This is a genomic window from Lysobacter sp. F60174L2, from assembly GCF_052547135.1.
This window is the reverse complement of sequence record NZ_JBQWRA010000001.1, coordinates 629,363-652,916: the sequence shown is the minus strand read 5'-3', so window position 1 is coordinate 652,916 and position 23,554 is coordinate 629,363. Positions and strand designations below refer to the sequence as shown.

Genomic DNA, 23,554 nt, shown 5'->3' with positions numbered 1-23,554 from the left:
GGGCTCAGTGCTCATGCGAAGCCCCTTCCTTTTCGATGTCGGCCTTGATCAGGTAGCTCTCCTCGACTACGACCTGATCGCCCTTGCTGAGGCCCGACAGGATTTCCACCCGTCGGCCGTCGCGTTGGCCAACCTCGACTGGCTGCGCCTGATAGGCGTCGCCGACGCGCACGAAAACCACCTCCTCGCCATTCATGGTCTGCAGCGCCGACAGCGGCACCATCAGCTCGACCGGCTGCTGTTCGACGGTGATCCGCGCCTTGACCGCCGAGCCGGGCCGCCACAGGCCGTCGGCGTTGTCGATCGTGGCGCGGGCGACGGTGCTCTGGCTGGCGGTCGCCATCCCCGGCAGCACGCGTTCAAGCACGGTCTCGACCGTCTTGCCGTCACTCATGCGCGTGACCGCCACCGGCACGCCCGGCTGGATGTGCTGGGCGTCGGCGCCGAAGATGTGCAAGTCGACCCACAGTTGCGACAGGTCGGCGATCTCGAACAGCGGCATCCCTTCGCCGGCCAGCCCGCCGACCGAAGCGCTACGCGCGGTGACCACGCCGGAGATCGGCGCGGCGACGCTGTAGTTGCTCAGGCTGAGGTTGCTTTCGATCGTCGCCAGGGTCTGCCCGGCGCGCACTCGATCGCCGACATTGGCGCGCAGCGAGCGAATAGGGCCGGGAAAACGCGCGGTGGCCTCGGCGACCCGACCCTCGATTGGCGTCAGCAGGCCTTGGACCTCATGTTCGTCGGCAATCACGCCGGGACCGGCGGGTTGCACCTCGATGCCGGATTTTTCGGCGGTTGCCGCGGCGATTACCGTGCGGCCCTCGTAGCTTGGATACTCCCAGCGCAGCATCTCATCGCCTATGCTGGCCCGCACCTCGACCTCGAACGAATGGGGCTCCCCGACGGTGTCGGCCGCGGCCAGGCTGCCGTCCTCCTGCGGAGTGAGGGTGTAGCTCGCGGTCTGGCCGCCCAGGCGAGTCACCCGCACCTCGACCTTTCCAGCCGTCGCCGGCAGCGGCTCGCCGTCTTCGTACAGCCAGCCCTGGAAGCGCGGCGGCTTGCCGTCCTCGGCCATCGTCAGCTCGACCGTGTAGCCGTCTTGTTCGAGCAAGCGACCGCCGTGCTCGCCAGTTTCGGCCTCCGCTTTAGCGTGTTCGCCGGATTCTTCCGCGGCATGATCGCCAGCAGCCTCGTTGGCGTGGTCATCGCCGCCGGACTCTCCGCCGCAGGCGGCCAATGACAGTGCCAGCGCCAGCGCGCTGATCAGGTGGATAGGCTTCACGGTGAAACTCCTTGTTCGGTGTTGGACCCGGCGCCGGCAACGAACGCCTGGCCAGTGAGTCGCTGGATTTCGATCAAGGCACGCTGGGCATCCAGCGCGGCCTCCAGTTGTTGCTTGCGCGCGGCGGTGCGCTCGGCCTGCAACGTCGCCCATTCCAGATAGCTGGTGGCGCCCGCGCGGTAGGCCGCACGTGTGGCGGCTTCGGCCTTGGCCAGCCGGGGCAGCACATCGTCCTGCAGGCGCTCGACCTCGACCTCGGCGACGCGATAACGGCCGTGAGCCTCGGCCAAGGTCGAGTACAGCGACAGGCCCTTGGCTTCGCGCTCGATCTCCAGCCCGGCCAGTTCGGCCCGCGCGGCGCGAATGCCAGGCTGGGCCCGGCTCGCGCTGCCCAGCGGGATCGAGACGCTGCCAATCAGGCCGAAGTCATCGCTGCCCTGCAGCCGGCGCACGCCGACCTGCCAGTCCAGGTTCGGCGTCGCTTCGCTGCGGGCGAGTTGCAGGCGCGCCTCACGGATGCGCGCCTCGCCAACGAACTGTGCCAGCTCCGGCGTCCGCGCCAGCCAATCGGCGCGCACCGCAAAGTCGGCCACCTCGGGCAGCGCCAGCGGATCACCGCCGGCCACCTCAAACGTGGGGGCACGTTCGCCCCACAGCGCCGCCAGATGTTGGCGTGCGGCCGTCTCGCGTTGCTGCGCCCGCGCACGATCGAGTTCGGCCCGGGCTAATGCCGCCTGCGCGGTGAGCACCACCGATTCGGGCGAGGCGCCGGCTTGCAGCCGCTTGCGGGCTTCGGTGACCGTGCACTCGCGCTGCTTGATATCAAACCGCGCGATCGCGGTTTGCTGCTGCGCGGCTACGATCGCCAGATATCGACGCGCCACCTCGGCCAGCAGGTCGAGCCGCTGGGTCGCACGCTCGACGGCCAACGCATCGATCCGACTCTGCACCAAGGTTCGGCGCGCATCGAGCTTGCCACCACGCTCCAGCACCGACGCCAGGCTCAGGGTGATCTCGGCGCCCTGCAGGCCACTGGCCTCGCCGGTGCCGAACGCGTTCTCGACGCTGGCGCCGGCGACCAAGGCCGGGTGCAACGACGCCCGATCCAGTTCGGCTTCCAGCACGTCACGACGGGTGCCGAACAGCCGTAAGTTGGGATGGGTGTTGGCGACGCGTTGAAAAGCGTCGTCTAGGGTCAAAGGGTCGGCGGCGTGCGTGGGAAAGGCCACGGCACACACGACGAAGAGCGCGGCGAAGGCCGCGAGTCGCAAACGCATGGGGATTGCTCCGATTATTCGAGATGACAGGTGCCGGCGTCATGCCGGCGGCGCGGTCACACGAAAATCGGAGGCTTGAACGGTGAAGTCAGGCGCGCCTGCAGCGGGATCGGCGTCTTCGCGATCGCCAGGCGGCCGCTCAACGGCATGACCGGGAGCGGCTTCAACACGGGCAGCAGGGCCGCGGTCGCACCGCAGCAGTGCGAAAAATGCAGCAGCACGTGCAGGGTCTTGGCTCCGCCCTGGTCCTGCTCGCCGGCCGCGGCCAGTTCCGCACCCAACTCGTCGGCGTGCAGGTCGTGGCTGTGCGTGCCCGAGGGATCGTGTGCAAGTTCGTGCATCTCGCCGACGGCCGCCATTACCGGCTGCAGCACCAACCCCAGCGCAAAGAGCCCCAGCACGAGAACGCGCAGGAGCGGCAACCAGCGGCGGGGACGAAAACGGGTCATGGTCGCGCAGGGTACCTGTGGGACGCGGGGTTACACAATTTCACTCTATGCCGAGGTCGTTCCCAGGAGCGCAGCGAATGCCTGAGGCCCATCAGCGAATTCGGCCCTCGCCCTCGTGCAAGCGAGCGCATCGCGTTCGGCTTGCTGCGCCCGAGCTCCAGCCAACTGCGTCAACGCCTGATCGAGTGCTTGGTTGGCGGTCGCGGTGGACTGGCGAAGCTGGGTGATCGCGGCCAGCAGCGATACCACGGCATCCAGCACGTGCCGACGATTGCAGACGGTGAACATCCAAGAAAAAGCGTTCATTCGGAATGCACCTTCGCCATTGAATTGGCCCCTGTTCCAGCCTCCCGACCTCGACGTCCTGCGCCAGAACGCTGGCCTCCCCAGCGCTGTTTCCGTTCGGCCCGGGCGCGCAACAGAGCTTCGGCGCGTAGAAGCATGGGCCAGATGATCGCTGGGTGCTGCAAATAATGGCGGTTCACGATCTCATAGTGTCGCCGGACGGGTAGCGGAAACACACGGGGATCCTGGAGCAAGTTGAGCAACGTGGCCGTGACAGTGTCGTCGGCGAGGGTGCTCTGCCAGTCGGACAACGCTTGCCATACCGCTGGCCGCCGCTCGGCCAACCAGTCGCCCACCTGCGTGGCAGGGATCAGGAAGGGGGCCTCGAACCCACTTTGATGAAATTCGGTGACCTCGCGGGTCAGAAGACGGTTAGCGATCGTATCGAACAGCATCCGTTCCCGAGCGCCGGCTCGGTATCGGGCGGCCGGGGAGCGGTGTACGGTTTCAATCGAATGCTCCGGCAACACTTCCAGTTGCCCGGAACTGGCATGGATGGCACACAAGTTTCGCCTCGGCAGCGGCTGTCGCCAGCAGAAGGTGCAGAACCGGAACGGGTCAATGTACGGATGCCCTGCAATGCGTCGCCAGCGCTCCGTGGGCACTTTCAGATATCCGCACACATGAAAAAAGTAGGTCACTTCGACGGATGTCGGAAACTGGAACTCGCGTGGAGGCACCTTTGTTTGACCGTGAATCAGCCCGACCGCGGCCATCACATCGACCAATGGATGCTCGGATGATCCGCAACAGAACCCTAGGTCGGCGTAGATGAAGAAGAGGCCATCCCAAGAGGCAGCTCTGCGCTTGTGAAAGATTCCGTGGTGGGCCTCGGGCACCAGGGGAAGCAGGTGCGCCTTGACCAATCCCATCGCGACGGCCGGAGTCACGGCCCGCCCTTCCATCGCTCCTTTGATGGCGCGAAGCGCACGGGCCACGTCGGAGCCGAAGCGGGCGTCAATCTGCGCATCGCTGACATGGAGTGGCAATCAAGTGTCCAGATTTCGCAGTAGATCGAGTCTGCCACAGGGCTCTAGGATGAGGTCACGCGATATTGCGGATGCCTTCGGAGCCAAGCCGTGGACACCATGACGCTTCTGGATGTGAGCCGGATTCTCAAGATATCCGAGCACACAGCTCGCAACCGATTGAGCCGCGGCTTTCCGATGCCGCCCTCGTTTCGGGTGGGCCGTCGGCGTCTGTTCCTCACTGCCGAGGTCGAACAGTGGCTGGCCCGGCAAGCGGCTTCAGGGACCGATCGCCCCTCGGAGCTACCCCTATGACCTAGCCCGCACGCAATCGGATACGCGGGACATGCAAAAGCCCCCGGCGTTGACGCGCTCGGGGGCTCGGGATGCAGCAGCAAGTTGACGACTGCATTCTCTGCATCTTCCCTTCTTACGTCAAGCACCGTCGGCCTAATCGGGTCGGCGATGGCGATCTGTGCCCTGTCTCGTGCGATCAGTCGCATGTGGCGTATCGGCACAGGCTGCCGTGCCCGCGAGGATGCACGATGAGTTCATTGAAGGAGGTGTGCCGGCTACTGCTGCGCACCGACCTGTCGAACCGACAGATTGGCGAGAAGCTGACTTGTTCGCCCACCACTGTGGGCCGCTATCGGCAGCGACTGGCCGAAGAAGCACTGGTGTCATGGGAGCAGATCGACCCGCTGGAGGAGCTGGCACTCGACCGCAAGCTCAACCCCAACCGCAGCCGCCATAGAAAGTTGTTTGTCGAGCCCAACTGGGCTGATGTGCACAAGGAACTGCAGCGTCGCGGCGTCACCCTCGTGCTGCTGCACGAGGAGTACGCACTGGGCCTCGAATCCGGCGCAATGTCGGAGACCGAGTTTCGGCGCCGCTACCGCCGCTATGCGCGTGCGCGTGGCTTAGTGATGCGCCAGATCCACTTGCCAGGCCAGAAACTGTTCCTGGACTACTCCGGTGTCCGGCCATCCCTGACCGATCGCGCCACCGGCAAGAAGACGCCGGTCGAGTTGTTCGTGGCCGTCATGGGCGCCAGTCGCAAGACCTTCGTTTACGCGGTGCACACCCAGCGATTGCCGGATTGGATCGCCTGCAACGCCAAAGCACTGGCGTTCCTCAGGGGTGTGCCGACGTTCCTAGTGCCCGACAACCTCAAGGCGGCTGTCACGTCCATCTCGCGCGAGGAAGGGGCATTGCTGAACATGACCTACGCCGAGTTCGCAGCGCACTACGACACTGTGGTTCTGCCCACGCGTCCACGCAGGCCCAAGGACAAGGCGGCTGTCGAGGTCGGGGTACAGATCGCCCAGCGCTGGATCCTGGCGCGCCTGCGCAACCGCGTTTTCTATTCGCTCGGTGAGTTGAATGCTGCAATTGCAGAGCTGACCGAGCGGCTGAATAACCGTCCGATGCGCACATGCGGCGGCAAGAGCCGCCAGCAGCTGTTCGACGAACTCGATGCGCCCGCTTTGGCTCCCTTGCCTGTGACTCCGTACGAATTCGCCGACTGGAAACTCAAGGTTACAGTTGGGCAGGACTATCACGTCCCGTGCGTAGGGCGCTATTACTCGGTGCCGTATTCCTTGGTCGGCGCCAAGGTCAATATCAAGGTCACCCGCGACGCGGTGATGGTGTTTCACCGCGAGCGGCGCGTAGCACTCCATGTGCGCCGGAACGAGGACCCAGGTGGCTGTAGCACCTTCCCCGAGCACCAGCCCAAGGCGCACCGCGCTTACTCGCAGGACCAATCGGGCGCGTTGATCGCGTGGGCCGAGCAGCTGGGCGGCGCCGTGCACCGTTTCGTTCTGCACCACATCGAGTTCCATCGACGGCCGGCCCAATCCCTGCAGGCCTGTCGCGGTCTGCAGAAACTGGTTCGTGACTACGGCCCCGAACGGGTGCAGGCCGCTTGCGACCGAGCGCTGCGCGCCCATGCCAACAGCATCAGCTCGGTGAAGTCGATGCTCCAGCGGGGCATAGAGCACACACCGCTCGTGGATGTACCCGCCGCCAATGACGACCCCATGCCCGCTCACGAGAACGTCCGCGGCGCGCCTTACTACACCTAATCCACCACGAGGACCTTAGCCATGACCCTGCAAAACACGATGGACGGACTGCGCGACCTGCGCCTAAGCGGAATGCTGGAAGGGCTGGAACAACAACTCAACCAAACGACCTATACCGAGTTGGCATTCGAACAGAGGCTGGGACACCTTGTCGATGCCGAAAGCAGCCACCGAGACGGCAAACGGCTGCGGCGTCTGCTCAAGAATGCCCGCCTCAAGGTCAACGCCGAACCCGAAGCTATCGACTATCGCCCGGGTCGTGGCCTGGATCGCTCGGTGATGGGCGATCTACTGACCTGCGGGTGGATCGAGCGCCAACAGAACGTACTGGTCACGGGCCACACTGGTACCGGCAAGACTTGGCTCGCCTGCAGTCTGGGCGTGCAGGCGGCGCGCATGGGTCTTACCGTCGCCTACAAGCGGGTTGGACGTTTGCTCGAGGAAATGGAAATCGCCCACGTCGACGGCTCGCTGATGAAGCTGCGTAACCAACTGGCCAAGGTGCAGTTGCTGATCCTGGACGACTTCGGCCTGACTCAGCTAACCAACCGCGGCCGTGCCGATCTGCTCGAAGTGCTGGACGATCGTGTCGGAACCGGCGCCACTCTTGTCGCGGGTCAGCTGCCGGTCAAGGACTGGCACGGCTTCATCAACGATCCGGCGTTAGCCGATGCAATCCTGGATCGGCTAATTCACAGCAGTCATAAGCTGGTGCTCAAGGGCGAGTCGATGCGAAAGCGCAAGACAAGCACTAACGATCAAATTAGCTGATCACTGGCTCGGCTTACTGACCAGTTGTTCGGCGCCGCTGACCAGATGATGTGGCGGCGCCGTCCAGCTTGTGCGGCGGCAGTGACCAGATAGTTTGGCACTGGGTGATCAGGTGATTGCCGTTTGGCAGTACTGCTGAGTACAGGGATCTCGCGCGAATTTGCGCGAATTCGCACATAGCTGCCTCACAGCACACTGTTGTGCTGCGAATCTTTGCGAAGTTACGCGAAATCAGGGCAATGTAGGCCGCGATGCCCGTGAAGAGTCCGCTGACACTCATCAGTCGACGTCCGCTTCCGACCCAAAGCAGACGGTCCGCCAGCATGGGGCTGCACAGTGGCCTCGAAATTACGGGAGATCAGGGCCAAGCACTCAAAACTCGTACTTCTCTTTGCGCTGAATGAAGGCATCGCGCCCGCCTTCCAGAATGCTGGCCACCTGATCCCGAATCACGGGAACGTCAATCGAGCCTTGCGCTTCCAGCCCGAGACGCCCTTGGTTTTCACCGGCCGTGAACACGCCAATCCACTCGGCATCACCGAACACCGGAATGTTCGCGTTGTGTGTGGCGAACAAGAACTGCCGACTGGTCTTTGCCTCCCTCAACTCGGCGACGATCCGATCTGCGATGAAGGCATTGTCAAGGTTGTCCTCCGGCTGATCCATGAGAAGGGGATCAACGTTCTCAAGCAGCAGCATGTGCAGGATTGCAGTGCACTGCTGACCCGTAGATAGCTTGTTGAGCGGCCGGAATACCGCATCGGTTTGGCCGTGCGCGACATTCAAGAAGATGTCCACGCGATGCTCCAGCTCCAAGGCCTCCAACTCCATGAGCTGAGACGACTGGAGCTTGGTGAGTGCGTCGGCCACCATCTGCGTGACGCCCCAATCGAGTTGCACGTCGGCAGACCCCTTCTGAATCGACTGGGCCAGCGACAGCGGACTGATCGTCTCAGCATCCTCAATGAACGCAAGCCGCTTTTCGCCAACACCGTCCAGCTTGCAACCCAGCAGGAAGGTCATCAAGGGCGTGCGGTCAGCCTCCGGCACGATCTCCACCTTGAGCTTGCCCTCAAGTCGTCTGTTCAGCTTCTTCGCGGCCTTCTGCAACGCCTGTATGCGTTGCGCACGCAAATCAGACAGCTCGGCCAACAGGTTGCGCCGTTCCTGACGCAAGGTATCGCGCTGGGACTCGTGCGTAGTCGCCCGCGACTTCATGGGCTTGATGCGCTCGATCTCCCCCAACAACTTCTGATAGGCAACACCGACCTCCTGCCCGCTCTTTCCAGCAGTGGCGGGTAACGTGCGCAGCGCCTTCTCCAACTCGACATCGTGCGCCTGAATCGCCTGCTGCCATGCATCATGCTGGGTGGTGAACTGTCCTGCCTTGTCATCAAGCAAGACCTGCATCGCGGTCAGATGGCCGGAGAACCCCTGCTTGAGTCCATCCAGCGTCGTGCGCATGGCGAGCAACTGGGCAGCGTCAGGCAAGCCCTCAAGCGCCTCATCATTGATGAAATCAAGGTCAGGAAAGCTGTCACGCAGGTCTGTAAGCGCGTCGCGAAAACTCTGTACGCCTTCGGTCGCGGTCTTGGCAATCTCTCGCTCGCGCGCAAGCAATGAGGTCTTGGCCAGCTTCTCCTTGATCCCCAGCTCATCAAAACCGCGAAGCTGCTCTTCCAGCTTAGGCAAGCGCTCAACCTGTGCATTCAGCTCATCAAGATCGGTCAGGGACTTCGTGAGCTTCTGCTGGTTGTCGTTCAAGCGCCTATGCACGTCGGCGCTCTTCGCCTCGTAATCCCCGTCTTGGGGAAGAAAGCGATCCAGCAACTGCACCCGGCTGGCTTCATCTTGGGCCAACTCGTAAATCTCGTTCTGCCCATAAATGTCGATGCCCGGCAGCAGGTCGCGCGGAAGCAGGGTGGAGACATTGCCATCCATGTCACGCACCATCGGCGGCTCGCCATGACGGCGCGAGATGGTGTACTGCTTGCCGTTCTGGTCAGAGGACACCACTGTCAGCTCAACCCGACCGGCCGAGCGACCAAGGTTCTCCTTGATGATCTCTTGGTGGAGCTTCTGAGCCTGTTTGCCTTTGGGTGGCAAGTCCAAGGCGAAGCGCAGGCATTCGAGCAAGGTTGACTTACCCGTTCCACGGCCGCCGATCACCGTGTTGAGATGGTCGGAAAAATCGACCCGGACGCCATCAAGGTAGCCGCCCGTGACAGTCATGCGGACCACCTTGCCAATCGGACTTTCGGCCTGCTGGGAGTTCAGGCGGATGCGCGATCCTGGGTCAAGGAAGGCGACCTTGAATGCAGCGAAATTGGGCCGTGTCATCTTGATGAGACAAGTGGCCCCCGGCTGCTCCAGGTCCTCCGGTTTGGCAACATCTTTGGCATTGATGACTGCTACGGGCCGCTCGCGCCGGTAGGCGTCATCCTTGTTAAGCAGCGCCTTGCGGTAGAAATCACCTTCCACCCCCGCCAAGTCATCTATCGGTCCCGGTATTTGGGCCGCGCGCAGCTTGGGGAGCTTCCACACATGGTTGAGCCGGTTCTTCAGGAGGCCGCTGTCCGACGTACAGTGCGCAGCGTAGATGAAGCCTCCGAGTTGATCGACTTTCTCGATCAACTGCTCGGAACTCAATCGAGATGGACGAACACCGTCTGTTGGGTCAAGAAGGTCTAGATTGCCCAGGTAGCGTTCGAGTTGCTGTCCGGTCGTTTCCTCGGAAAACAGGCAGACGTAGTGGGTCTTGTCATTCGAGGCGATCTCGAAGCCGGGAAAAACCACAATCCCGTGCGGCTGTAGCACCTGACGCAAGGCATCGACGCTGGCCACGCTGCCGTGGTCGGCCAACCCGACAACCGTGATACCCAACTCAAGGCACTTTTGAAGCAGAGCTTGGTTGTAGCCGCCCTCATCCAGCCCGTGATCGGCGCCTCTGTAGGTACCGTTGTAGCCGACAGGATTCACCTGAAGAGCGCAGCGCCAGAACCGCGCATACGTGAGGTTATTGGTCATTGCTTCGTATCCCTCGCTCGCCCAGCTTTATGCGCTTTGTCAGCCCTCACATTGTGCATGCGAATAGAATAAGGCGCCTGAGACCTCTTGGTCGGCATTTGGCGCGGTCTTGGGTACCGGCAACGCCCGCTTGTGGCCGGTCAGCGCCGAGAGCTATCGACCCAAAGCGGACATCGATAGCTTCAAGTCTCCCTCGGGGCCGACTGGTCTCGTGATCATCGCTCCGATCGCATTCCGAGAAGCGGTCCAGGAGCCGACCCTGGAGCAACTAGCCGGCGACGCCCCCCTGAGTGACTGCCGACGAACTCCTATTGCGGACGGCACCGCGATCGGTGGCCGGAGACCATCGCCGGGCACAGCCGATGCAGCCAGCGGTGTCTGCTGCTGGCTCACAGCGGAACCAGCGCAAAACCTTGCTGTTGCAGCGTGATGATGCTGGTCAACGCCGAAAGCGATACCGCGATGCCAGGTGCCAGCGAGTTGCTGTCCAGCTGCCGGGCGTGCAAGGCCTGGCCGCACACGAACATTTGCACTCCGGCCGCCGACAGTTGCGCGATCAGCCCAAGGTTCGGGTTAGCGACCCCGTGGCGGGCGCGGTACGCGGGATCAGTCAGCGCTGAATCCGTTGCTCCTTCGCTGAGCAGCACGACGAAGTCCAACTGCTTCTTCGGCACTCCGCTTGCCGTGAGCAGGTTGACGGCGCGCGCGACCCGCTCCAAGCCCGGATCCGTCGCAGCGGGTGAAGCCGGCGCCACGGTCAGGCTGAACACCGCCCGCTGGCGCATGTTCGGGTCCGGTTGGTGAGCGGCGTCCGGCAGGACGATCGCTTTGCCATGCATGGCGATGGTGCGGGCGGGAGACGTCGCGGGCGTCGCCGCCTGCGCGAAGTGGGTCATGCCCGCCAGCGCCAGGCCCAACAGCAACGATGCGCCCCGCATCAGCGCGGTCCGAGCACGGTGGCCAGGTCATCCGGTGCCGGCATGCCAGCTCGGCGCTGGACCGTGCCGTTGTCGTCGCGGAACAGGATGCCCGGCGTGCCTTGGAACCCTAGCTGGACCATCAGTCTTTCGTTCGCATCGAGGGTGGCGCGCACATTGGCGGGCACGGAGGCCGCCGGCTTGATGCCGCCTGAGCTGTAGCTGGTTTCATTGCGACGGAGCGCCTCCGACGGCGAGCTGGCGGTCATGATCGTGGCAACCTTGTTGGCGCTGTCGGGACGGATCACACCGACCATGATGTGCCGCAGTTGCACCTTGCCCGAATCCACCCACGGCCGCGCCGCACTCCAGAACTTGTTGCAGAACGGGCAGTTCGGATCGCTGAACGTGTAGATCACGCGGGGCGCATCGGCCTTGCCGTCAGCGATCCACTCGCTCGCCTCCAGCTGTGCCCAGGTGCGGGCCGACATCGGACCGGCGACAAGTCGCTGCAGCGCCTCGGCGCCGATGTCCTCGCCTTGTGCATTGATCAGCGTGCCAACGACGGCATGTTCGCCGTCGTTGGTCGCGTATACCGCCACGGGCTGATGGCCTGCGACGCCTGCAAAGCCGCGAAGACCCGATGGGGCGTCGAACTCGCCGAGCACTTCGAAACCCTGGGCTTCAATGGCTTCGATCACCGCGGGCTTTTCAGCCGCCGGGTTGCTGGTGGCGTTCGTTGGGACAGCCGGTGCGGTCGAAACCGACTTTTCCTCGGCGGCCTGACTGCAACCGGTGGCGAGCAGCAGGGCAGACGAAAGCAGTATTGCAGTGGGGTTCACTCGTGCCATCACGGCACCTCCTTGGTTGGAAGGGTTGGGGGACTCGATGAGGGTGCAGCACCGAAGCGCCGCAGCTTTACGGCAAGGCTCGCATTCGAGAGTTCGCCCATGTGGGTGTCCACAAGCCGGCCGTCGGCATCGAAGAACAGCGTCGTTGGCAGGCCGCGCGAGCCGGACTCCTGCATTACGGAAGAGAAGGGATCGAGCAGCACATTGCTCAGTTGCAGGTGACTCTCGCGCAGGTAGTCACGGATCTCCGATTCGGATTCCCCCTGATTGACGAAGACGAACGTCACGTCGCCGCGTTCTTCCTGCGCCTTGGCCAGGACCGGCATTTCGCGGCGACACGGCGGGCACCACGTCGCCCACAGGTTCACGACCATCGGCTCGCCGGTCATCGCCGAAAGCTTCGTGCTGCCGCCGTCGAGCGTGCTCAGTTCGGTCGCCGGCAGTTTCACCACCGACTGCTGCATCAACAGCAGCGCGCCACCGAGAACGGCCCAGGAAGCCAGCCCTGCGATCGCACCGAACAGCAGCGGACGTCGCAGCGCGGGAGCGTTTCGCGCTCGCCATGCGCCGAATGCGAGGCCCGCGAGCACGCCCGCCCAGATCGAGAAGCCGCCGTCGCCGATGCGGACAATTGACCACGGATCCGCGAGGTACTGCGGCCACCATGCGAGCACGAAGGCTAGCCGCGCCGCGAGCACGCCGACCATCAGCATGTCGAGGAACGTCGAAAGCGGCTTGATCGCGGGATGCCCGGGCAAGGGCACAACGAACTGCCGGGCGACCAGTGCGGCAATCGCGAGTGCGACCAGCAGCACCACCAGGGACATGGGAAACGGGCCAAGACTGACCATCATTGCGCTCCTTGCTGGACGCGCTGCAGGCGGGCCAGGAATGCTTCGGGGGTGATTTCCCCCACCGTGCGCTCGGCGCGGTGTTCTTGGCCGTCGGGTCCGATGAGCAGCAACGTCGGCGGACCGGCCACCTGCCATGCCCTCATCAATGCCCGATCGGCTGCATCGTTGGCGGTGACGTCGGGCCTCACGACCTGCATGCCGGCGAGCATCGATGCCACCTGCGGATCACCGAACACTTCCCGTTCGATGACATGGCAGGAAACGCACCAGTCGGCGTAGAAATCGACCAGCGTCCATTGGCCTCGCGCACCGGCTTCGGCGATGCGACGTGACAGGTCGTCGGCCGTCTTGGCTTCGACGAAGGCGACCGTCGGCGCGGCTGTCTGCGCACTCGCACCGCCGGCACCGAGTTGTTCCAGGGGGCGCCACGGGTCGCCGGAGCCGCTGGCACCGCCGATCATGAGTGCCAGTGCCCAGACCGCCGACGCGGCTGCAAAATAGCGCGGCAGCCACAGGCGCAGCGGGCCGCTGCCGGGCGGTGCGACGAGGGCCAGGAAACCCGCCGCCACGCCGAGCAGCCAGGCGCCCCATAGCACCAGCGCCGTCGCCGATGCCAGCACCCGCGCCAGCATCGATATCGCCAACGCCAGCAGAACGTAGCCGAAGACCGCCTTGACGCGATTCATCCACGCGCCGGGGCGCGGCAGGATGCGTGCGCCGAACACCGCAATCGCGAGCAGGGGCAATCCCATGCCCAGCCCAAGCGCGAACAGCGCCAAGCCGCCGGTCAGCGCGCTGCCGGACTGGCTGATGTAGAGCAGCGCGCCGGCAAGTGGCGCAGTCATGCACGGTCCCACCAGCAGCGCGGACAGGAACCCGAGCGCGGCGGCACCAGCGAGCGTGCCGCCGCGCTGCTGGCGACCGGCGCGATCCAGGCGGTTGCCGAGCCACGCCGGCAACTGCAGCTCGAATGCACCGAACATCGACAGCGCAAGCACCACGAACACCGCCGCGAACGCGCCCAACAGCCACGGGTTCTGCAAGGCCGCCTGCAGGTTGGCACCGGCGATCCCGGCGGCCACGCCGAGCGCGGCGTACGTCAACGCCATCGGCAGAACGTAGGCCACCGACAAGGCGAGCGCACGCCGCGTGGTCGGCTGTCCGCCAACGATCAGGCTGGACACAATCGGGATCATAGGTAGCGTGCACGGCGTGAACGCGAGCAGCAGCCCCATCCCGAAGAACACCGCGACCGACGCGAACAGGCTGGCGTCGGCGAGGCGGCTGGCGAAGCGCTGGTCCTCGCCGGCAACTGAAGGCGCGGGGACGGCCTCCCCCATCGCGCCCGTGACGGATGATGTGCCGACGTCGGCCGAGTTTTGTGCGACGGAGGCCGCAGAGGGGGCGGTGGGCGGCTGCGGGGCGCTGTCGCCTGTCACCTTTTCCGAGGGCGGTGTCGTCGCTGCGGTGTCCAGCGCGGCCTTGGTTGCCGGTGGCGTCTCGACCGATGGCAGATCGACCCGCATGGTCTGCGGCGGATAGCAGATGCCGGCATCGGCGCAGCCCTGCCAATGCAGCGTCGCCGAGCGCGCGTTGCCACCATTGACTACGATTTCGACGGTGTCGTAATAGACCTCGGTGCGGCCGAAGAACTCGTCGGTTTTCGCCTTGCCGTTCGACAACTGCAGCGGCAACGCCTTGCCGCCGTCGACAACAACGCTCAGGCGGTGTCGATAGAGGTAATAGCCGGGCGCGATCGTGCCTCTCAGCCGGGTCGCGCCATCTTTCACGGCCGTTGCCTCGACCCTGAACACCTCGCTGGCCTCGAGGAACTCGGGCTGCTGCCCGTTCGGTGACGCGAGCCAGTCTTGCGCCATTGCGGCCACGGGAACGGCCAACATCGGCAACATCAACAGGCTTAGCAACAACCGGCGCAGCAACCGCATCATTCAGTACTCCGGAGACCTAGGCCCGTCACGATGAAGGTGCGCGATTAAGTCACGATTAAAGGCCCCCTCCAGGCTGAACAATGACCCGGCGGTGGCGGCGCCGGGTACCCTGCGCTAGCGTGCAGCGCGCATCTGGTTTCCCGGGGTTGGCATCAATGAGGATCCTGGTCGTTGAGGACGACGAATTGATCGCCCGGGGCATAGTCTCCGGTCTTCGTGCTTTTGGCATCACAGCCGATCGCGTGGAGAGCGTCGCGCACGCCGAACTCGCGCGACAGACGACCCATTGCGACGCGATGGTGCTGGACCTTGGGCTGCCCGACGAGGACGGTATGCAGCTGCTGGTGCGCATGCGCCAGAGCGGTGATGAATTGCCGGTACTGCTGCTGACCGCGCGCGATGCGGTGGAAGATCGCATCGCCGGCCTGCAAGGCGGCGCCGACGATTATCTGGTCAAACCGTTCGATCTCGGCGAGCTAGTGGCACGGCTGCACGCCTTGTCGAGGCGTGCCGCTGGCCGCAGCGTGAACCTGATCGAAGCCGGTTCACTGGCGCTGGATCCCGCCAGTGGCCAAGCGTGGCTCGACGGCGAACCCGTCGATCTGTCGCGTCGCGAGACCGCACTGCTCGCCAGCCTGATGCAGGCGGGCGGGCGTTGCCTGTCCGGCGAACAACTCAAGGACAGCCTGTACGGTTTCGAACAGGAGGTCGGCAGCAACGCGATCAACGTGCACATCCATCACCTGCGCCGGAAACTCGGTGCCGATGTCATCCAAACCGTGCGCGGACTCGGATATCGGTTCGGCCGGGCCGAGCCATGAGCCTGCGACTCCGCCTGGTGCTGACAATCGGCATCGCCTTGGCGGTGCTGTGGAGCGTGGCGGCGGCGTGGATGCTGCGTGACCTCGATCGCAACCTGCAGCATACCCTCGACGACCGGCTGGCGATGTCGGCACGCATGGTGTCCGGACTGCTGGCGCAGGGCGCGTTGGTGGGCGCCTCGCCGGTAGCGGCGGCTGATGCGGTGACCGTTGCCGGCAGTCGCGGGATGGCGTGCCAGATACGCTCGCTGCGTGGGGAGGTGATCGCCACCACCCAGGGCGCATCCAGCGCACTGATGGCGACCGACGCGCCGGGCTATCGCACGCGTGAGATCGAGGGTACGGCGTGGCGTACCTACACGCTGGAGGCGAATGGTTACAGCATTACCACTGCCGACAGTCTCGGTGAGCGTGCCGAACTGAGCCGCCAGATCGCGCTGGCGGCCGGGCTGCCGTTCCTGATTGCCGCGGTGGGTGGCTTGCTTGCGTTGTGGCTGGGCGCGGGCCGTGCGCTCGCGCCGCTCGATCGGCTGCGTCGCACGCTAGCGCAGCGCCAACCCGATGCCGACGAGCCCCTCGACGCGCAACCAATGCCGGGCGAACTCCGGCCGTTGGTCGAATCCCTCAACCACCTGCTGCAGCGCGTTTCCGACGCGGTGTCACGCGAGCGCAGCTTCACCAACCATGCTGCGCACGAACTGCGCACACCCTTGACTGCGATTGACACTCACCTGCAGGTTGCGCGGCTGACTGGTGGCGAGGACTCACGACGTGCGCTGGCCGATGCCGGTGAAGGCGTGCAGCGTATGCGTGCGACGCTGGACCAGTTGCTGATGCTGGCGCGGGTCGAAGGACGGCTGCCGTTCGACGACGGACAGTGGATCACCGCCGCGCAGGTGGTGGAGCAGGCGGTGGCGGCCAGCAGTCCGGCGGCCAATGGCCGGGTCGTTGTCGTGGCTGGAAGCGGTAGTCAGGCGGTGCCGGCGGTGCCTCCCGCGCTGTCCGTGGCGGCGTTGCGCAACCTCGTCGACAACGCGTTGCGCTATTCGCCTCCGGGAAGTGCCGTAGACCTTGTTGCTGATGCCGATGCCACCACGGTACGGTTCCGTCTGACCGATCGTGGCGCTGGTCTCGAACCTGACGAGTACCGGCAGGCGACGCAACGGTTCTGGCGAGGACGCGCGACCGGCAGCGCAGGAGGCAGCGGGTTGGGGTTGACGATCGTCGAGGCAATCGCCGAGCGTCATGGCGGGTACGTGGTCTTGCGTCCCGGCGACGGAGGTGGGACGGTCGCGGAGCTCGTCCTGCCGAGGCAGGACGGTTAGATTCGGCGGCCGTGGAATGCCTCCAACCCCCGACCCTCGCTAACCTTGGGGGCTTTCCGCCATTTCCTGACAGTACTGGCGAAGGTGCTCCGGCAGGTCCGGAGGACACTGCCCGCACGCCTTGTTACCCGGCACGGCATAGTCGATGAACTTCGGGTATGGCAGGTTCAAGTTTTCCATCAGCTCGACGAAATCCTCGAGCGTGCGTTCGGCGCCGACCCGCGGGTTGCGCTGCTTCTCCTGCGCGATGCTCGATACCCACCGCCCCTGGTAGTCATGCGCCGGGTACACGAGCGTCTCGCCCGGCAGGCCGAACAGCCGACCGCGCACGCTCTCGTACAGCGCACGCGCGTCGCCGCTCTGAAAGTCCGTACGGCCGCAGCCGTCGATCAGCAGCGCGTCGCCGGTGAACACGCGGTCATTCATCACCAACGCGAAGTGGTTGTCGGTGTGGCCGGGCGTATGCATCGGGTCTATGCGCACGCCGCCGACCTGCAGGGGGACGCCGTCTTCCATCGGCACGTCGGTACAGGACAGTGCATCGAGCGCGGGATTAGCGATGCGGCTGCCTACCTCCCGCCGGAGCATCGACGCCGACGTGATGTGATCCGCATGAATGTGCGTGTCAATCGTCATGACGAGCTTCAGACCGAGCTCGTTGACTACCTGCAGGTCGCGCTGCCAAGCGGGCATCACCGGATCCACAAGGGCGGCTTCGCGCGTTTCGGGGCAGGCGATCAGATAGGTGTAGGTCGAAGACACCGGCTCGAATAGCTGGCGGAAGATGGTGGCGGGACCGATCATGACCGGGCTCCTTCTTTTTCCGCGAGCGCCACTACGGCCGGCTCCAGCGTCGCCAGACCGGCCTCACGGCCGCGTTTGAGCGCCGCTTCCAGCGAGCAGCCGCGATTGAGTGTCGCGTCAAGCGCGATCATCGCGCCCACGCGGTTGGAACTCCCGCAATGGATCAGGACCCCGCCTTCGCGGCGCGCATCGTCCAGCGTCTGGCCGAACTCGCGCACCCGGGCTCGGTCGAGATCGGCGGCGCCGGCGATCGGCAGCGACACGTAGTTCAGGCCGAGCCGGGCGGCCTCGGCGGCTTCGTCATATTCCGCGGGCTCGTCCGGGGCCCGCAGGTTGATAACCGTGCGCACGCCCTCGCGCACGAGTTCGGCCAGATGCGCAGGCGTGGGCTGCCCACCGGCGTAGTGATCTTCAGCGAAGCGCCAGGATGTGTTCATGGGAGCCTCCGGAACGTTTGCGGGGAAGAACGAAATTCAGATCCAGCCGAGTTCACTCGCGGTGCGGTACAGCATGTACACCGCGACGATGACGATCAGGCCGGCGAGCACCGTGTTGAGCACGCCCTTGCGGTCGCCCAGGCGTGTGGCGAGGCGGGCGCCAAACAGACTACCCACCGCGCCGCCGCCGACGAACGCCACCGCGAGCGACCAGGCGACCAGCCCGGAGCTCGCGTAGCTCAATGCGGTGGTCAGTCCGAAGGCGGTAACGGCGAGCAGAGATGAACCGACAGCGAACAGGATCGGCATGCCGGTCGAGGCGATCAGGCCCGGTACCACCAGAAAGCCCCCGCCGATACCGAAGAAACCCGACAGAAGCCCAGTGACCGCGCCCGAACCCAGCAGCTTCGGCGCGTTGCCGCGATTGAGCACCACCGCCGGATCCCCCTCGCTTCCGCGCGAGCGGAACATCATGCCGGCGACCACGAGCATCAGCAGCGCGAACAATGAGAGCAGCTTTTGCCCGTCAATGGTCTTGCCGAGCATCGCCCCGAACCACGCGCCCAGCACGCCAGCGATAGCGAACGCCGCGGCGCAACGCCACTTCACGTTGCGCTTGCGGGCATGGTTGGTCAGGCCGATAAGTGCGTTGGCCGCAACCGCAAGCGCGCTGGTGCCGATCGCCACATGCGGGTCGCGCACCCCGACGAGGTAGACCATGAGCGGCACCGCGAGAATGGAGCCGCCGCCACCGACCAGCCCGAGCGTGAAGCCGACGACGCCGCCGGAAAGGACCCCCATCACTAACTGGAACGTGGTCATTGGACAGCCTCCTGGCTGCCACAGTAGGCGGCGTATAGCGTATCGAGCACGCTTGCAGCAGGGCCCTCGGCTAGCGCGTAGTAGATGGTCTGCGCCTCGCGACGCGTCGTGACGAGCTCCATCTCGCGCAGTACGGCCAGGTGCTGCGACAGGGCGGACATGCTGAGCCCGGTAATCGGCTGCAACTCTCCTACCGAAGCCTCGCCCTCGACCAGCTGGCACAGCACGAGCAGGCGTGCCGGATGGGCCAGTGCCTTCAACAGTGCGGCCGCTTCATTGGCATGCTGCGCCATCTGCTCGGGCGAGGGCATCGGACGTATCTTCTTTGATGAACGGGCCATGGCGGATGTAGTTTAGTAAGTTCTTGACAAGGATAGGTGACGAATCTAATTTAGCAGTACCTAAATTACAGAGCAAGGAGCTGTAAGATGAATCCGCAGGTCCAGAGCTTTTACGACCCGGCCACGTTCACCTTCACCTACGTGGTCTACGATCGTGACGGCGGCCATGCCGCCATCGTCGACCCGGTGCTCGACTACGATCCCGCGAGTGCCCGCACCTCGACGGCCGCGGCCGACCGCGTGCTCGCGTTCGTGCGCGACCATGCGCTGATCGTGGACTGGATCCTTGAAACCCATGCGCATGCCGATCACCTGACGTCCGCGGCATACCTCAAGCGCGAAACCGGCGCGAAGGTCGCGATTGGTCGCGGTATCACCCAGGTGCAGGAGCGCTTCAAGGCGCTGTACGGCCTGGAGCCGGAGTTCGCCACCGACGGCCGTCAGTTCGATCAGCTGTTCGCCGATGGAGACATGTTCGCCATCGGGGAGCTCAAAACGCGTGCGATCGCGACACCCGGTCACACCGACGACAGTCTTACCTATCTCGTTGGTGACGCCGCGTTCGTGGGAGATACGGTGTTTGCCCCTGAAACGGGAACCGCGAGAGTGGACTTCCCAGGAGGCGACGCGCGCAAACTCTACCGGTCGATCCGCACCTTGTTCGATCTGCCAGCCGACACCCGCCTGTTCCTGTGCCACGACTACCCGCCGGCCGGGCGCGAGGCGCATGCGCAGAGCTCGCTCGACGAGCAGAAGCAGCGCAATGTGCACGTTGGCGGCGGGGCGGATGAGGAGACGTTCGTGCAGATGAGGACCGAACGTGATGCCAGACTGGCGGCGCCCAAGCTGATTCTGCCGGCGTTGCAGGTGAACATTCGCGCGGGCGAGCTGCCGCCGACGGACGCGAACGGCATCCGCTACCTGCGGCTGCCCCTGAACCAATTGGGAGGTGAGGCATGACCACGTGGATGATCGCCCTGGCAGGCGGAGTGTTGATCGGCCTGTCCGCGACCTTGTTGCTGTGGCTCAACGGACGGGTCGCGGGCGTCAGCGGCATCCTCAACGGCGTTCTGTTCCCGAAGGCAGGTGATGTGTCGTGGCGCGCCATGTTTTTCCTGGGCTTGATCGTCGCCGCGGGCCTGTACATGGCACTCGTGCCCGGTGCACCACTGCCGCGGACGGACTATTCGCGCGTCGGGCTGGTAGTCGCTGGGCTGCTGGTGGGCTTCGGCACGCGCATGGGCAACGGCTGCACGAGCGGCCACGGCGTGTGTGGGCTCGGCCGACTGTCCATGCGCTCGCTTGCGGCCGTCCTGACCTTCATGGCCACGGCCATCGTCACCACCTTCCTTGTGCGCCACGTCTGGAGTTGATGATGAAGAAGTTTTTACTCGCCGCGCTGCTGTCGGGGGCCCTGTTTGGTCTGGGATTGGCGATGTCGGGCATGACTGACCCCCGCATCGTGCTCGGCTTCCTCGACGTATTCGGCGATTTCGACCCGACGCTGATGTTCGTGCTCGGCGGCGCCGTCGCCACCACCACGCTGCTGTTCCGCTTTGTGCTGCGCCGCGGCAGCCCGGTGCTCGCCGATACGTTCCAGCTGTCGAACCTGAAGCACGTCGACCGCAGGCTGCTCGGCGGTGCGGCATTGTTCGGGATCGGCTGGGGCATTGCCGGCTACTGCCCCGGCCCCGCGCTTGCCGGCCTCGGCATCGGCTCAATCGAAGCACTGTGGTTCATCCCGGCCATGTTGGCGGGCATCCTGTTGCACCGTCTCGTCAATCGCGCCTGAGGGTTACGCCATGAAGTCCATTCCATTGTTCTGCCTTGTCGTTGCGCTCGCAGGCCCCGGTTGCGCCTTCGCCACCCATCCGACTGCACTGCCGGCCGTGGCGGATGCGGTGTCGCCGGCGCCGGGCATCGTGTCGGCGGGTCGGCTGGCTGCCGACGACATCGCACGTGTGCGCGAGGCCGGCATCCGCCACGTGATCGACCTCACTCCGGATGCGGAGACGCCGGATTTCGACGAGGCGGCAGCCGTCCGTGCGGCCGGCCTTCTGTACTCCAACCTGCCGCTACGCGGCGCATTGGATCTCACCCGTGAGAACGTGATGTCGTTCGACGCCCTTGTCCGCGACGCGGAGCGACCGGTGCTCGTGCACTGTGCAAGCGGCAACCGTGTCGGCGCGATGGCGGCGCTTCGGGCCGCATGGGTGGATGGGAAGAAGATCGATGAGGCTATCGCAACCGGGAAGGCCTGGGGGCTCAAGGGTCTTGAGGAAGAGGTGCGCCGCAGGATCGAGGCGGGCGCTTCCCGGGACAGGAGCAAAGTCCCGGGCTAACGACCGCTGCGTGCCGCGCCCGGTCAGTGCCGCACTGCGTCCATGATCCGGTAAGCGATCGCGCTGTCTGCAGGCCTATCGAAGTCGCCACGCAGCGCCTGCAGTGCGAAACGCTCTTCATCGATTTGACGGCGGGTCCGAAAGCGGCGCCACCGATGGTCATCGCCGCCTCCAGTTCGATTACACGCTCGACGTCCCACTCCCGGTCGAGTGAGTCGAGGCGGCGGTCGACGTCGGCGCGCTCACCTTGCGCGCAAGCGGCAACGTGACTCAGGGCTCGCTGGGCGATCCGATCATTCGTCTGCGGATGTAGCGGCTTCCAGGCGATAGGCCGTGTCGATCATCCCGCACTCCTGATCGGCGTGCCGGCGCACGACGCCACGGTGCCGCAGAAGGCTGGCGGCAATCACGTGCCTGTTTCCGCTGCGTCCACGAATTCTGCGCGCGTTCTGAACTCGTTGCGCAGGTATCAGATGCTCCGCACCCCTGGCGACGGCGAGGTCCGCTTATGGCCGAAAGCGGACGTAGTCAAGATATTGCGTAACGAGCGGCTACTGCTGGCCCCTCTTCGACTACCGCTGTCAAGATTGGGCCAGCGGAGCGGTGTAAGCCTCGCAGAGCAAGATCAGTTGAGCACGAAGTGCGAGTAAGGCTTGGCAATGGGGGCACACAACGTGTGGGCCTACAATGCACATCTTGCCCTCTCTCTTTGGGCGAAAAGATGCAACTCGCTGCCGGTCGGACGTTCAGCGCACTTCCAAGCCTGTCTGATCGCACGATTCCGCGCGAATTCGCGCGAATTCGCTTCTTGGCGTCTTCTTACACTGCGAATTCGTGCGAATTCGTGCGAATTAGTGCGAAACCGAGGCCGCGTGAGGCGCCCACGCCAGTGCGTCACTGTTTGGGTCGCGACTGATCAGTCCGCTGGCTAGCCGGTGCCCGCTTCCCCCCAAGCCCTAGGCTAATCAGGGCAAGCGTTCAGACCGTGCTGAGTGCGGGTTCCGCCTGCTCTGCCTTCGGGAAGCATAGGGGAGTGTCAGCTAGTGGCGGCTAAAGGACGTCGTGTTTTTCTTCCGAGCTGGAGCTACCCGAGGGAGTTCCGAAGGCATCACGGCTATGCTCACTCCCCATGAGCCGATCAATTCCACCCGCAGATGCTGTCGCCGGGGCGCCTACTGAGGGACCGCCTTACGGTTACGACGAGATCCTCCCCACGGAGATTGCCCAAGAGTTGCTAGCTGTAGCCGAGAAGCACTACGTCCGGATCCCGATCCCCGATGGCTCATCGGGGCTGGGCGAGTGGCTGCGGCGCCCGTTCTTCGTGGCCGCCGGTGCAGATGGAGTAATGCAGGCGACAGTGATATGGATCGTGCTCGCGGTTGTGGTGGCGGTATTTATCTTTGGCCTTGAAGTCAGCAGCGCGGACGGAGCGGAGCAGTCGCGCCACTACTTCCTGACACTCACCGCGTTAACAGGGCTGTTTACCCTGACGCACCCCAGCCGACTGGCATTTCTACACATCAAGCCCGCCTCAGTTCGCGCAGTTGCCCACAGGTGCGAACTGCTAGCTTCGGCCGGCCTTGGCGATCTTGATGCCTGCGATCGGATCCTGACCTCTTCGGAGAAGATATGCGGTCGGAGACTTACGGTACTGTGGTTTCTCCCAGCAAGCTGTTGGGGCGTTGCGCTCCTTTTGTTCCAGCTCGCGTTTTCGGCACCCTCCCCAAGCGTAACAATGGCTGTAGCGTTCGCTTTGGTGGCGTTACTACTCGCCGGGGTTGTGGCTTCCTACTCCCGCGCCGTTTGGACTGTGTTTGGAATGGCTTCTGCCGTGGTGGAGTTGCAGCGTAAGCGGCTTGCGCACTCTCACACGGGCTCTTGATTC

At 64.5% G+C, this 23,554-nt stretch carries 24 protein-coding genes; 10 read left to right on the top strand and 14 right to left on the bottom strand.

All coding sequences use genetic code 11. The features are described from left to right. Positions 1-4 precede the first annotated feature (4 nt). The 5 genes from ACT9AS_RS02895 to ACT9AS_RS02875 are packed head-to-tail and all read right to left on the bottom strand — an operon-like array spanning position 5 to position 4,342. Positions 5-1,273, bottom strand: coding sequence for an efflux RND transporter periplasmic adaptor subunit (locus ACT9AS_RS02895; RefSeq protein WP_445099018.1), 1,269 nt, complete (start codon positions 1,271-1,273; stop codon positions 5-7). Between the two features lie 5 nt (positions 1,274-1,278). After that, complete coding sequence (locus ACT9AS_RS02890) at positions 1,279-2,559, bottom strand: TolC family protein (protein WP_445098608.1); 1,281 nt, start codon at positions 2,557-2,559, stop codon at positions 1,279-1,281. A gap of 56 nt (positions 2,560-2,615) precedes the next feature. Beyond that, positions 2,616-3,008, bottom strand: a complete 393-nt coding sequence (locus tag ACT9AS_RS02885; RefSeq protein WP_445098607.1) for a hypothetical protein — start codon at positions 3,006-3,008, stop codon at positions 2,616-2,618. 45 nt (positions 3,009-3,053) lie between these two features. Then, positions 3,054-3,314, bottom strand: coding sequence for a hypothetical protein (locus ACT9AS_RS02880; RefSeq protein ID WP_445098606.1), 261 nt, complete (start codon positions 3,312-3,314; stop codon positions 3,054-3,056). Further along, a complete protein-coding gene (locus ACT9AS_RS02875; RefSeq protein WP_445098605.1) occupies positions 3,311-4,342 on the bottom strand; it encodes a hypothetical protein in 1,032 nt (343 codons plus the stop codon). Before ACT9AS_RS02875 ends, ACT9AS_RS02880 begins: the two co-directional genes overlap by 4 nt. Positions 4,343-4,441: 99 nt before the next feature. Between ACT9AS_RS02875 and ACT9AS_RS02870 the strand changes: the two genes are divergently transcribed. The 3 genes from ACT9AS_RS02870 (at position 4,442) to istB (ending at position 7,179) form a co-directional block, all read left to right on the top strand. Next, a complete protein-coding gene (locus tag ACT9AS_RS02870) occupies positions 4,442-4,636 on the top strand; it encodes a helix-turn-helix domain-containing protein (protein ID WP_445099017.1) in 195 nt (64 codons plus the stop codon). A 230-nt stretch (positions 4,637-4,866) separates the two neighbouring features. Beyond that, positions 4,867-6,408, top strand: coding sequence for an IS21 family transposase (gene istA, locus ACT9AS_RS02865; RefSeq protein ID WP_445098604.1), 1,542 nt, complete (start codon positions 4,867-4,869; stop codon positions 6,406-6,408). 21 nt (positions 6,409-6,429) lie between these two features. Continuing rightward, entirely contained in the window at positions 6,430-7,179 is a 750-nt protein-coding gene (gene istB / locus ACT9AS_RS02860) for an IS21-like element helper ATPase IstB (RefSeq protein WP_445098603.1), read from the top strand. A 372-nt stretch (positions 7,180-7,551) separates the two neighbouring features. On the opposite strand, the gene ACT9AS_RS02855 is transcribed toward istB, so the two are convergent. The 5 genes from ACT9AS_RS02855 to dsbD form a co-directional block, all read right to left on the bottom strand. After that, the gene (locus ACT9AS_RS02855; RefSeq protein ID WP_445098602.1) at positions 7,552-10,206 is read right to left on the bottom strand and encodes a TrlF family AAA-like ATPase; all 2,655 of its coding nucleotides are present in this window, start codon (positions 10,204-10,206) and stop codon (positions 7,552-7,554) included. 389 nt (positions 10,207-10,595) lie between these two features. Beyond that, a complete protein-coding gene (locus tag ACT9AS_RS02850) occupies positions 10,596-11,144 on the bottom strand; it encodes a DsrE family protein (RefSeq protein ID WP_052101370.1) in 549 nt (182 codons plus the stop codon). Further along, positions 11,144-11,974, bottom strand: a complete 831-nt coding sequence (gene dsbG / locus ACT9AS_RS02845; protein WP_036210695.1) for a thiol:disulfide interchange protein DsbG — start codon at positions 11,972-11,974, stop codon at positions 11,144-11,146. Before dsbG ends, ACT9AS_RS02850 begins: the two co-directional genes overlap by 1 nt. After that, complete coding sequence (locus ACT9AS_RS02840; RefSeq protein ID WP_445098601.1) at positions 11,974-12,825, bottom strand: prolipoprotein diacylglyceryl transferase family protein; 852 nt, start codon at positions 12,823-12,825, stop codon at positions 11,974-11,976. The genes dsbG and ACT9AS_RS02840 overlap by 1 nt, the downstream gene beginning before the upstream one ends. Then, positions 12,825-14,777, bottom strand: a complete 1,953-nt coding sequence (gene dsbD, locus ACT9AS_RS02835; RefSeq protein ID WP_445098600.1) for a protein-disulfide reductase DsbD — start codon at positions 14,775-14,777, stop codon at positions 12,825-12,827. The genes ACT9AS_RS02840 and dsbD overlap by 1 nt, the downstream gene beginning before the upstream one ends. 155 nt (positions 14,778-14,932) lie before the next feature. Between dsbD and ACT9AS_RS02830 the strand changes: the two genes are divergently transcribed. Then, complete coding sequence (locus ACT9AS_RS02830; RefSeq protein ID WP_445098599.1) at positions 14,933-15,598, top strand: response regulator; 666 nt, start codon at positions 14,933-14,935, stop codon at positions 15,596-15,598. After that, positions 15,595-16,923 carry an ATP-binding protein gene (locus tag ACT9AS_RS02825; protein WP_036210689.1) on the top strand — a complete coding sequence of 443 codons (1,329 nt, stop codon included), beginning with the start codon at positions 15,595-15,597 and terminating at the stop codon, positions 16,921-16,923. The genes ACT9AS_RS02830 and ACT9AS_RS02825 overlap by 4 nt, the downstream gene beginning before the upstream one ends. Positions 16,924-16,962: 39 nt before the next feature. Here ACT9AS_RS02825 and ACT9AS_RS02820 read toward each other — a convergent pair whose 3' ends face one another. From ACT9AS_RS02820 to ACT9AS_RS02805, 4 genes are read right to left on the bottom strand one after another with little or no spacing between them, the layout of a single operon-like run. Further along, a complete protein-coding gene (locus tag ACT9AS_RS02820; RefSeq protein ID WP_445098598.1) occupies positions 16,963-17,727 on the bottom strand; it encodes an MBL fold metallo-hydrolase in 765 nt (254 codons plus the stop codon). Then, positions 17,724-18,164: a fused DSP-PTPase phosphatase/NAD kinase-like protein gene (locus ACT9AS_RS02815; RefSeq protein WP_445098597.1), complete on the bottom strand. Its 441-nt coding sequence runs from the start codon at positions 18,162-18,164 to the stop codon at positions 17,724-17,726. Before ACT9AS_RS02815 ends, ACT9AS_RS02820 begins: the two co-directional genes overlap by 4 nt. Before the next feature lie 36 nt (positions 18,165-18,200). After that, positions 18,201-18,986 (bottom strand): TSUP family transporter, encoded by a 786-nt coding sequence (locus ACT9AS_RS02810; RefSeq protein WP_445098596.1) that lies wholly within the window; start codon positions 18,984-18,986, stop codon positions 18,201-18,203. Then, entirely contained in the window at positions 18,983-19,297 is a 315-nt protein-coding gene (locus ACT9AS_RS02805; protein WP_445098595.1) for a metalloregulator ArsR/SmtB family transcription factor, read from the bottom strand. The genes ACT9AS_RS02810 and ACT9AS_RS02805 overlap by 4 nt, the downstream gene beginning before the upstream one ends. A gap of 117 nt (positions 19,298-19,414) precedes the next feature. On the opposite strand from ACT9AS_RS02805, the gene ACT9AS_RS02800 reads away from it, so the two are divergent. The 5 genes from ACT9AS_RS02800 (at position 19,415) to ACT9AS_RS02780 (ending at position 23,551) form a co-directional block, all read left to right on the top strand. Then, positions 19,415-20,287 carry an MBL fold metallo-hydrolase gene (locus ACT9AS_RS02800; RefSeq protein WP_445098594.1) on the top strand — a complete coding sequence of 291 codons (873 nt, stop codon included), beginning with the start codon at positions 19,415-19,417 and terminating at the stop codon, positions 20,285-20,287. Beyond that, a complete protein-coding gene (locus ACT9AS_RS02795; protein WP_445098593.1) occupies positions 20,284-20,700 on the top strand; it encodes a YeeE/YedE thiosulfate transporter family protein in 417 nt (138 codons plus the stop codon). The genes ACT9AS_RS02800 and ACT9AS_RS02795 overlap by 4 nt, the downstream gene beginning before the upstream one ends. A gap of 2 nt (positions 20,701-20,702) precedes the next feature. Continuing rightward, positions 20,703-21,119: a DUF6691 family protein gene (locus tag ACT9AS_RS02790; RefSeq protein WP_036210671.1), complete on the top strand. Its 417-nt coding sequence runs from the start codon at positions 20,703-20,705 to the stop codon at positions 21,117-21,119. A 10-nt stretch (positions 21,120-21,129) separates the two neighbouring features. Further along, entirely contained in the window at positions 21,130-21,669 is a 540-nt protein-coding gene (locus tag ACT9AS_RS02785) for a beta-lactamase hydrolase domain-containing protein (RefSeq protein ID WP_445098592.1), read from the top strand. A gap of 1,129 nt (positions 21,670-22,798) precedes the next feature. Further along, complete coding sequence (locus ACT9AS_RS02780) at positions 22,799-23,551, top strand: hypothetical protein (RefSeq protein WP_445098591.1); 753 nt, start codon at positions 22,799-22,801, stop codon at positions 23,549-23,551. The last annotated feature ends 3 nt before the right edge of the window (positions 23,552-23,554 follow it).